Raw genomic sequence first — 9,040 nt, 5'->3', positions numbered from 1 at the left:
CAGGTGTTTCAGCCCCGTCCCAGGATGGACGGGGTGGGTTCCACGCAAGCAGGCTCAGTGACCCGCGGAGCCGGGTGGCTCGACGCGCTCCACCTGCTTCTGGACGGCGGCATCCGACGCCACGTCCGCGCCCAGCTGCAGGTACGTCAGCAGATAGGTGCGCCCCGTCGCCGGGCCCTGGGCCGCCGCCGTGCGGGCCAGCGCGTCGCGCCGGGACTCGAAGGAGGTCAGCGTCTCCTGGAGCGAGCGGCGCGTGTCCTCGTTCTGCTCCGCCTTCAGGCGCTCGCGCACCCGCGCGATGTTCGCCTCCACCATGCGCTGGTTCTCCCGGGCACGGTTCGCCTCGGACAGGTCGGTGAAGGGGGCCGTCCCTTCCACGGACACCTCCAGCTTCGCGACCTGGCGGCCCCGCTCTCCGGGCGGAATCAACGTGGACACGCCCTGGCGCTGCGCCATGCCCACGCCCCGGCCGTCGTGCGACTGCACCACGAAGTCCACGCCCTCGGCGCCCTGGGCCAGCTTCACGGCCTCCACGTAGGGCACCGCCGCGAGCAGCACCACCAGCCCCACCTGCTCCTTCTGGCGCAGGCGCTTCACCTCCGCGGCCACCGCGGGTCCCACCGGCAGCCCCCGGACGCCCTCGGGCAGGAAGGCCGTACCGTCCGCGCTCCCGGCCGGAGCCTTGGGGTCCTCGGACGCGGGCGACACGCCGATGACGCCCACCTTCAGCCCGCCCACGGTCGTCACCACCGAGGCGGGAAAGAGCGGCTGCCCCTTCGCGTCCACGAGGTTCGCGGACACGAGCTTCAGCTTCGCGCCCTTCGTCTTCTTCTTCAGGAAGTCCACGCCCAGCACGAGGTCGCGCTGGCCCACGGCCATGGCCGCGTAGCCCTGCGCGTCCAGCTGCTCCAGGAGCAGCTCCGCGCGAGGCTTCGCCGTCGCATCCTGGCCGTCCGCCAGGGTCTTGAAGAGCGCGTTGCCCGCGTCCAGTGCGAGCACCGGCACGCCCTTCGCGCGCTCCTGCGTCAGGACCGTCTTTCGTCTGGCCAGACCGCCAGACGGGTTGTGGCGTCAACCACAGGGGGCGACTTCGCCCCCGTTGTCTCCCGTGAAGAGCAGCACGAGCTTCTTCGGCGCGGCCCCCGCCACGAAGGGCAGCAGCAACAGCAACGCCAGGGCGGCGAGCCGGGGGGCGCGGGGGCTCACTTCTTCCCCTTCTTCGGAGCGGGCGCGGCCTTCTTGTCCAGGTCCGCCAGCTTCGTCTTCGCCGTCTTGGCCGCGTCCGACTTGGGGTAGCTCTTCACCAGCTCCTCCAGCGCCAGCTTCGACTCCTCCTTCATCTTCAGCTTCTGGAAGCAGTCGGAGGAGCGCAGGTACGCGTCCGGCGCGGACGCCGTCTTCGCGAAGTCCTGCACCACCTTGCCGTACTCGAAGAGGGCCTCGCGGCACTTGGACTCGGTGAAGTACGTCTCGCCCAGGCCGAAGTGCGCCTCGCCGACGAGCGCGTCCTTGGGCCACTTCTTCACGAACTCGTTGTAGAGCTGGCGCGCGACCAGCGCGTCGCCGGCCTTCGCCTTCTCCTGCGCGAGCGCGAGGAACTCCTTCTTGTCCGTGGGGCGCTGGAGCTCCTCGGCCTTCTTCTTGGCCTCGGCCTCCTTCACCGCCTCCGTGCCCTGGAGCGCCAGCAGCCGCTGGTTGGTCTCCTCCGTGCTCTTGCCGAGCGCGGACTCCAGTTCGGCGATCTTGTAGAGGTACGTCTCCACCTGGCCGCGCAGCTGCGCCAGGTCCTCCACCGTCTTCTGGAACTGCACGCCGATGTCCGCGTCCTTGCGGCGCGCGGCGGTGTCCAGGCTCTGCAGGGCCTGGGTCACCTGGGCGATCTTCTCGTCGATCTTCGGCTGGGTGGCGGCGAGCTGGTCGCGCGCCTCCTTCAGCTCCGTGGCCATTTTCGCGTTGTCCGCGCCCAGCCGGTCCACCTTGGCTTCAAGGGCACGGCCGCGGTCAGCGGGGTAGAAACAGCCGGGAACGGCGGCGGTCAACAGGGCGAAGAGCACGAGCCTGCGCATGGGCCGGGCATCCTAGGTCCAAAGCGCCCCGCGCGCCGCTCCTGTTTCGCCCATCCGGACGGCAGGACAGGCGGGCGAGCCACCCCCTGCCCCCCTCAGCGCGGCCCCTCGGCCTCCAGCCGCTCCACCGCCCGGGCGCAGGCCACCCGGAGCCGGGGCAGGTTGAGGAAGAAGGGCACGGGCCGCGCACGCCCGGACTCCACCGCCCGCAGGGCCCGGCGGTACGCCTCCAGGGCCGCGCCGGGCTGGCCGCACTGCTCCAGCAGCAGCCCCAGCAGGTAGCGCGCGGCGACGTGGTCCGGATCCAGGTCCAGGCACCGGCGCAGGTCGCGCTCGGAGCGCTCATCCGGGACGCCCGTGGAGGCCCCGTCGAGCACGCACGAGAACAGCCAGTCCGCCTCCGCCCTCGCGGCCTCGTCCGGGGGCACGGGCGCGTCCGGCCTGGGCGCGGCGGGTCCGGCGGCGCTCGGGCCAGCGTCCCGCTTCGCCCGGGGCGCCTCCACGGCCGGGGCGTCCTCGCGCACGTAGAAGAAGGCGTGCTCGCTGGGCAGGAGCCGCAGCTGTGGCGGGACCTGGAGCAGGGGCTCCGCGGCGGACAGCACCAGCACGCCCCCGGGCGCGAGCCTTTCGCTCAGGCTCCGCACGGTGCGCTGGAAGGCATCCGGGGTGAAGTAGATGAGGACGTTGCGGCAGAAGATGACGTCGAACCCGCCGCCCCCGGGGGCCTCCGGGTACGGGGCCTCCATCAGGTTGTGGCGCCGGAACTCCGCCTGCGTGCGCAGCGATTCCACCAGCGCGTGGCGCCGGCCCCGGGGCTCGAAGTAGCGCGCGCGCGGCCCCTCCGGGACGCGCCGGAGCGCCTCCGCCGGGAAGCTCAGCTCGCGCGCCCGGGTGAGCACCTGTTCGGAGATGTCCGTGCCCAGCACGCGGCTGGCCGGGTCCGCGCCCTCCTGCGCCATCAGGAGGAGCAGCGTGGCGACCTCCTCCCCCGCCGCGCAGCCCGCGCTCCACACGCGCAGCGGCGTCCTCGAGCGCTGCACGCGGGGCGACAGCACGTGCGCGCGGAAGGCGGCGAGCTGCACGTCATCCCGGAACACCTCCGACGTGTGCACCGCCACCGCGTCCACCAGCCGGACCAGGTCCGCCGCGCCCGACGGGGAGCGCAGGTGCGCCACCAGCCGCGCCGGGCTTCCACCGTGTCCCAGCGCCTCCAGCCGCGCGTCCAGCCGCCGCCGCTGGGCCCCGCTCAGCGCCATGCCCGTGTGCGCCTGAAGCCAGGCGTGGACGGGAGCCCAGCGCTCGGAGGAGGACGTCATCGCGCGCTATCAGCGGCTGACGGCCAGCGACTCTCCGCGCGCCAGCCGCGCCAGGGTGGCCGCGACGTCATCGCCGTGGATGAGGTGGTCCACCGCCTTGCGCTCCACCGCCGCGCCCGGCATGCCGAACACCACGCAGGACTCCTCGTTCTGCGCCAGCGCCAGCCCACCGCCCTGCTTGATGGCCAAAAGCCCGTCCGCCCCATCCGCGCCCATGCCGGTGAGCACCACGCCCACCGCGCGCCGGCCGTAGGCCTTCGCCACGCTCTCCAGCAGCACGGTGCCGCTGGGCATGTGCCCGTCGCGCTCCACGCCGGCCTTGAGCGCCACGCGCCCGCGCACGGGCACCACCATGTGCTGATCCGGCGGCGCCACCAGCACCAGCCCCGGCGCCAGCGTGTCACCGTCCCCGGCCAGCCGCACCTTCAGCTTGCTCGCGTTGGCCAGCCAGCTGGCCAGCGACTCCGAGAAGGCGGCGTTGATGTGCTGGACGATGACGATGGGCGCCGGGAAGTCCGCCGGCAGCTCCGACAGCATCCGGTAGAGCACCTGCGGACCGCCCGTGCTGGCGGCCACCGCGACGATGCCCATGGAGGCGGCGGGCAGCACCGGGACGGGCGCGTGCGGCATCCCGGGCGCGCCGCGCTTCTGGCCGCGCACGTGGCGGATGACGCGCACGGAGGAGATGAGCTTCACCTCCTTGGTGAGGTTCCACGCGTCCGGCCCCGCGTCGATGGAGGGCTTGATCTGCAGCGCCAGCGCGCCCAGCTCCAGCGCGCGGTACGTGAGCGCGGGGGCCTGCGAGCGCGGATCCCCCGTCAGCACCAGGATGGGGGTGGGGACCTCGGCCATGATGTGCTCCACGGCCGTGAGCCCGTCCATGACGGGCATGTCCACGTCCATGGTGATGACGTGGGGGCGCAGCTCCTTCGTGAGGGCAACGGCCTCCTGGCCGTTCGCGGCGGTGCCGACGACCTGGATGTCCGGGTCGTCGCTCAACGCCGCGCTGATGAGCTGGCGGCAGATGACCGAGTCATCGACCACCAGCACCGACACTTTCTTGCCCATGACCGTTCAATACCCCGTACGCGCCGCGGGAGTATAGCAATGCGAGGGGGGACCGGGCGTCTCCGGGCGTCCACGAGCGTTTGGGGACTTTCAGGCCAGCAGCCGACCCACGACGTCCACCAGGTCCTGCCGGACGAGGTCGCCCTTGGTGATGTAGCCGTCCGCCCCGGCCGCCAGCCCACGCGCCCGGTCCGCCTCCCCTCCCCGGGTGGTGAGGATGACGACGGGCAGGCGGCCCCGGGCCGGGTCGGCCTTCAGGCGCCGGGTGAGCTCCACGCCGTCCATCTCCGGCATCTCCAGGTCGGTGACGACCAGCTCCACGTGCGGGCCCGCCTGGTCCAGCAGGTCCAGCGCCGAGGGGCCGTCCGCCGCCCGGAGGGTGTCGTACCCCACCGCCTCCAGCAGGTTGGCCACCAGCTCGCGGGTGAGCGGCGAGTCATCCACCACGAGGATGCGGCGCCGGCGCGGCGCGGGCCTGCGCACCGGCGGCCGGGCGAGCTTCAGGGGCGTGATGCCGTGCACCCCCGCCGCCAGCGCGGCCGCGGACAGCACCATGGCCAGCCGGCCGTCCGCGAGCGACGTGGCGCCGGTGAGGTGCGTGAAGCGCGCGAGGATGCCCTTCAGCGGGAGGATGGCCTGGACGCGCTCCTCCAGCACCCGGTCCACCGCCAGTGCGGCCTCCATGCCCTGGCCCTTCACCACCAGCACCAGCTCCCCCTCGCGGGCGGGGCGCTCGGTGGCGTGCCCCAGCAGGGACGCCAGCGAGGCGAAGGGAAGGACGCGGCCCTCCATGCGGAGGGTGGGACGGCCGGCGACCTCTCCCACCTCGGAGGCGTCCACCTTGAGGGCGCGGGAGACGTGCACGGCGCTGAGGGCGAGCGTCTCGTCGAAGACCTGGACGAAGAGCAGGGGCGCCACGGTGAGGGACACCGGGACGCGCAGGGTGAAGATGGTGCCCCAGCCGGGCGCGGACTCCACGCCCACGTCGCCGCCCAGGGCCTGGAGGGACGTGCGCACGACGTCCAGTCCCACGCCCCGACCTGACAGGTCGGTGACCACCTCGCGCGAGGTGAAGCCGGGCAGGAAGACGAGGTCGCGCGCGGCGGCGTCGGACAGGGCGTTGGCGGCGGGTTCGTCCAGCATGCCCCGGCGCACGGCCACGCGCCGCAGGAGCGCCGGGTCCATGCCCGCGCCGTCGTCCTCCACGCGCAGGACGATGCGGCTGCCCTCGCGGGCGGCGCGCAGGGTGAGGCAGCCTCGGGGGTGCTTGCCGGAGGCGACGCGGTCCACGCGCGTCTCCAGGCCGTGGTCCAGCGCGTTGCGGACCAGGTGCATGAGGGGTTCGCGCAGGGCCTCCACGACGGAGCGGTCCGCGCGGGTGTCCTCGCCGTCCACGACGAGCTCCACCTCCTTGCCCAGCTCCCGCGCGAGGTCGCGGACCATGCGGGGGTAGGGTTCGAAGAGGACGGAGAGGGGCAGCATGCGCAGGCCCTGGATCTCCTCCGACACCTGGCTCAGGTCGCGCAGCTCCGCGTTGGCGAGCAGCTTGGCCTCGCGGTGCAGGGTGGCGGCGACCTCCTTGGCGCGGCCCAGGCGCTCGGCGAGCGCGACGCCCGCGGGGCCCAGGTCCTCCGCGGCGCGGGCCAATTCGCTCAGCTCGCGCACCAGCTCCAGGCGGCGCGCGGTGGCCAGCTCGCGGCGGCGGGCCACCTGGCCCAGGTTGGTGACCGCGCTGGTGAGCATGTCCAGGCTGGCCACGCCGATGCGCACGGCCGTGTCCATGCGGACGTCGCCGGTGCGCACCGTGCCGGGGCCGGCCTTCGGCGTGGCGCTGGCGGGCGGGCGCGAGCGCGCGGTGTCGGCCAGGCGCGTGCCGGGCGATGGGCTGGGGGACGCGGTGGGGTGCGTGTTCGGAGAGGTGCCCGTCGCCGGGCTCACGAGGTGCGAGCCGCCCGGGCTTCCGGCGGCGCTGCCCGGGTGCGAGCCCGCGCTTCCGGGAGCGGGCGCCACGAGGAGCGAGCCTCCCGAAGCACCCGTGGCGGAGCCCCCCGGGTGAGCACCGAGCGAGCCCGATGCTGCTCCGGTGGCGTGGGGGGAGCTTCCGAGCGCGGCCCCGGCAGCGGCCCCCTCGCCGTGGCCTCCCGCCGAAGTCCCTGACGGCTCCGCGCGGAGGGCCGTCGCGAGGAACTGAGATGCGGTGGCTGCCGGAGACGCGCCTCCCGCGGGTGCTTCCGTGCGCGTGGCCGGCACGCCCCAGTGCGCGGGGACCACCACCGCCCCTGACGGCTCCCGGCGGTCCGTAACGATCAGGTGCGACGCGCCCTGCGTCCCCTCCCCCTTCGCGGCCCGGGCGCCATCGTCCGGACGGGAGGTTCCCGGCGACCGCGCGGACTCCACGACGACCTGCTGCTGCAGCGTCGCCACCAGCGTCTCCACCGCCAGCAGCGGCTCTCCCGCCTGGAGCGCGCCCGACAGCGCCAGCACCGTGTCCGCCGTGGCGAGCAGCGCGTCGGTGGACTCGGACGACAGGCGGTAGCGCTGCGGCTCCGCGCACCGGACCAGCTCCTCCATCTCGTGCGCGAGCGTGTTGATTTCACTGAAGCCCATCATCCGGGCCTCGCCCTTGAGCCCGTGCAGCTCGCGCAGCACCCGCTGCCCGGCCTCCAGGTTGCCCCCGGACTCCAGCTCCATCAGGGAGCGGTTGATGCGCTCCAGACGGACCGTGACCAGGTCGCGGAACTGCTTGAGGAGCCGTTCGCTGGGGTTCACCCGCCGCCCCCCTTGCGCAGGGTCGCCTGGTGGATCTGGAAGCGCTCCACCACCCCACGCAGGTCCTGCGCCAGCCCCAGCAGATCGCCGTTCGCCGCGCCCACCTGCTTCGTCGCGTTGAGGCTCTGCTGGGTGATGCGCAGGATGTCCGCCATCGTGTCCGCGAGCTGATCCGTGCCCGCCTGCTGCTGCTGCGTGGACCGGGAGATGATCCGCACCGCGTCCGACGTCTGCCCCGCCAGGCTGACGATCTGCCGGAGCGACTCCGACACCTGCTCCGCCAGCCCCGTCCCCGTCTCCACCGCGCGCACCCCGCCGCCCGTCACCGTCACCGCCGCGGCGGAGGCCTCCCGCACCTCCTCGATGAGCCCCTCGATCTCCTTCGTGGACTCCAGCACGTTCTCCGCCAGCCGGCGCATCTCCGCCGCCACCAGCGAGAAGCCCCGCCCCACCTCGCCCGCCTTGGTACCCTCCAGCTCCGCGTTGAGCGCCAGCAGGTCGGACTTGTCCGCGACGCCGTTGATGAACTCGACGATCTTCCCAATCTGCTGCACGCGCTTGTTGAGCCGCGCCACCGCCGAGCCAATGGCCTGGTTGTCCTGGCGCATGCGCGACATGGCGCCCAGGAACGACTCCGCGCTGCGCTGTCCGCCCTGGGCGGCCGCCAGCGTGCGCTGGGCGATCTCCGCCACCGAGCTCGCGTTCTCCGCGATCTGCTTCGCCGAGCGCGCCAGCTCCTCCGTGGTGGCGCTCGTCTCATCCAGGCTGCTGGCCTGCTCCGCTGCGCCCGCCTCGTAGCGCCCGGAGGTGCTGAGGATCTCCTCCGTGGTGGCCGAGATCTGCGAACCCGCGCGCTGCAGCTCCGCGAGCACGTCCGCCAGGTGCGTGCGCATCGTGGTGAAGGCCGCGGACACCGCCCACACCTCGTCCTCCGCGGGCACCAGCCGGGGGCTGGCCAGGTCCCCCGCGGCGATGCGACGCGCCTCGCCGGACAGCTCCCGCATGGGCCGCCCCAGCAGCGTCCCGCCCAGGTACGCCGTGGCGAGCGCCAGGCCGAACACCACCGCGCACAGGAGCGCGCTGGACGTGAACGCGTCCAGCCGCAGCGTGTCCACCAGCACGCCCTGCGCGTCCGGACTGCCCGCCTCCAGCAAGCGTGAGAAGAGGCGGTCCGTCAGCGCCGTGACGACCTGCGCGCACATCACCGCGGGCGTCACCACGCAGATGGCGGTGAAGGCCACCAGCCGCGCGCGGATGCGCGAGCGCCGGGGCAGCGCGGCGATGACCTGCGCATGCGTCAGCCCCTGATCCGCCACCCACAGCACGCCGCGCCGCGCCCTCAAGGTCACGAGCCCGTACACGAGCAGCGACGTGAGCGGGCCGAACAGCGCCCCCAGCCCCGCGACCCGCAGGGTGACGCCGCCCGGCAGCTGCATCACCGACCAGAGCGTCATCGCCACCACGCCGGTGGTCAGCCCCCACAACCCCAGCGAGCGGAAGAACGCCTCGCCCGGCGCGCGCGCCACCTCGCCCACGGCCAGCGCCAGGTGCTCGGGCGTGGGCGACAGGGCCCCGCGCTCCAGGGCCCGCAGCCGGGGGAAGCGGCGCAGGGACACGCCCGCGCCCAGGAGCATGTGCAGCGCGCTCACGCCCACCACCAGGCTGACGAGCGCGCCCAGCCGCAGCCGCGGGTCGTCCACCACGAGCGACGCGAAGTGCAGCCCCAGCGTGGAGCCCACCAGGTTCGCCAGCGGCACGGGGAACATCAGCTGCCGGCTGAAGTCGGCCCGGCGGGGGGCCTCCTGTGAAGGCAGCGCCATG

At 73.7% G+C, this 9,040-nt stretch carries 7 protein-coding genes; all 7 read right to left on the bottom strand.

The genetic code is table 11. The annotated features are described in order from the left end of the window. Positions 1-54: 54 nt before the first annotated feature. Positions 55-1,005 carry a bifunctional UDP-sugar hydrolase/5'-nucleotidase gene (locus tag AABA78_RS20265; RefSeq protein ID WP_338264806.1) on the bottom strand — a complete coding sequence of 317 codons (951 nt, stop codon included), beginning with the start codon at positions 1,003-1,005 and terminating at the stop codon, positions 55-57. Between the two features lie 66 nt (positions 1,006-1,071). Then, positions 1,072-1,206 carry a hypothetical protein gene (locus AABA78_RS20260; protein ID WP_338264804.1) on the bottom strand — a complete coding sequence of 45 codons (135 nt, stop codon included), beginning with the start codon at positions 1,204-1,206 and terminating at the stop codon, positions 1,072-1,074. Beyond that, on the bottom strand, positions 1,203-2,066 hold the full coding sequence (locus AABA78_RS20255; RefSeq protein WP_338264802.1) for a tetratricopeptide repeat protein: 864 nt from the start codon (positions 2,064-2,066) through the stop codon (positions 1,203-1,205). The genes AABA78_RS20260 and AABA78_RS20255 overlap by 4 nt, the downstream gene beginning before the upstream one ends. 95 nt (positions 2,067-2,161) lie before the next feature. Continuing rightward, positions 2,162-3,382 (bottom strand): CheR family methyltransferase, encoded by a 1,221-nt coding sequence (locus tag AABA78_RS20250; RefSeq protein WP_338264800.1) that lies wholly within the window; start codon positions 3,380-3,382, stop codon positions 2,162-2,164. A 9-nt stretch (positions 3,383-3,391) separates the two neighbouring features. Then, on the bottom strand, positions 3,392-4,450 hold the full coding sequence (cheB, locus tag AABA78_RS20245; protein ID WP_171413266.1) for a chemotaxis-specific protein-glutamate methyltransferase CheB: 1,059 nt from the start codon (positions 4,448-4,450) through the stop codon (positions 3,392-3,394). A gap of 90 nt (positions 4,451-4,540) precedes the next feature. After that, complete coding sequence (locus AABA78_RS20240; protein WP_338264798.1) at positions 4,541-7,219, bottom strand: hybrid sensor histidine kinase/response regulator; 2,679 nt, start codon at positions 7,217-7,219, stop codon at positions 4,541-4,543. Further along, on the bottom strand, positions 7,216-9,039 hold the full coding sequence (locus AABA78_RS20235) for a methyl-accepting chemotaxis protein (protein WP_338264797.1): 1,824 nt from the start codon (positions 9,037-9,039) through the stop codon (positions 7,216-7,218). Before AABA78_RS20235 ends, AABA78_RS20240 begins: the two co-directional genes overlap by 4 nt. Between the last annotated feature and the right edge of the window lies 1 nt (position 9,040).

It is taken from the genome of Corallococcus caeni (genome assembly GCF_036245865.1).
In the GTDB taxonomy this organism is placed as follows: Bacteria; Myxococcota; Myxococcia; order Myxococcales; family Myxococcaceae; genus Corallococcus; species Corallococcus caeni.
The sequence above is the reverse complement of the archived record's forward strand: the minus strand, read 5'-3'. Positions and strand labels throughout refer to the sequence as shown.

Bases quoted from the DNA above. Each gene is read 5' to 3' on its own strand.
- AABA78_RS20255 (WP_338264802.1), bottom strand. From the start codon at position 2,066: ATGCGCAGGCTCGTGCTCTTCGCCCTGTTGACCGCCGCCGTTCCCGGC.
- AABA78_RS20250 (WP_338264800.1), bottom strand. From the start codon at position 3,382: ATGACGTCCTCCTCCGAGCGCTGGGCTCCCGTCCACGCCTGGCTTCAG.
- cheB (WP_171413266.1), bottom strand. From the start codon at position 4,450: ATGGGCAAGAAAGTGTCGGTGCTGGTGGTCGATGACTCGGTCATCTGC.
- AABA78_RS20235 (WP_338264797.1), bottom strand. From the start codon at position 9,039: ATGGCGCTGCCTTCACAGGAGGCCCCCCGCCGGGCCGACTTCAGCCGG.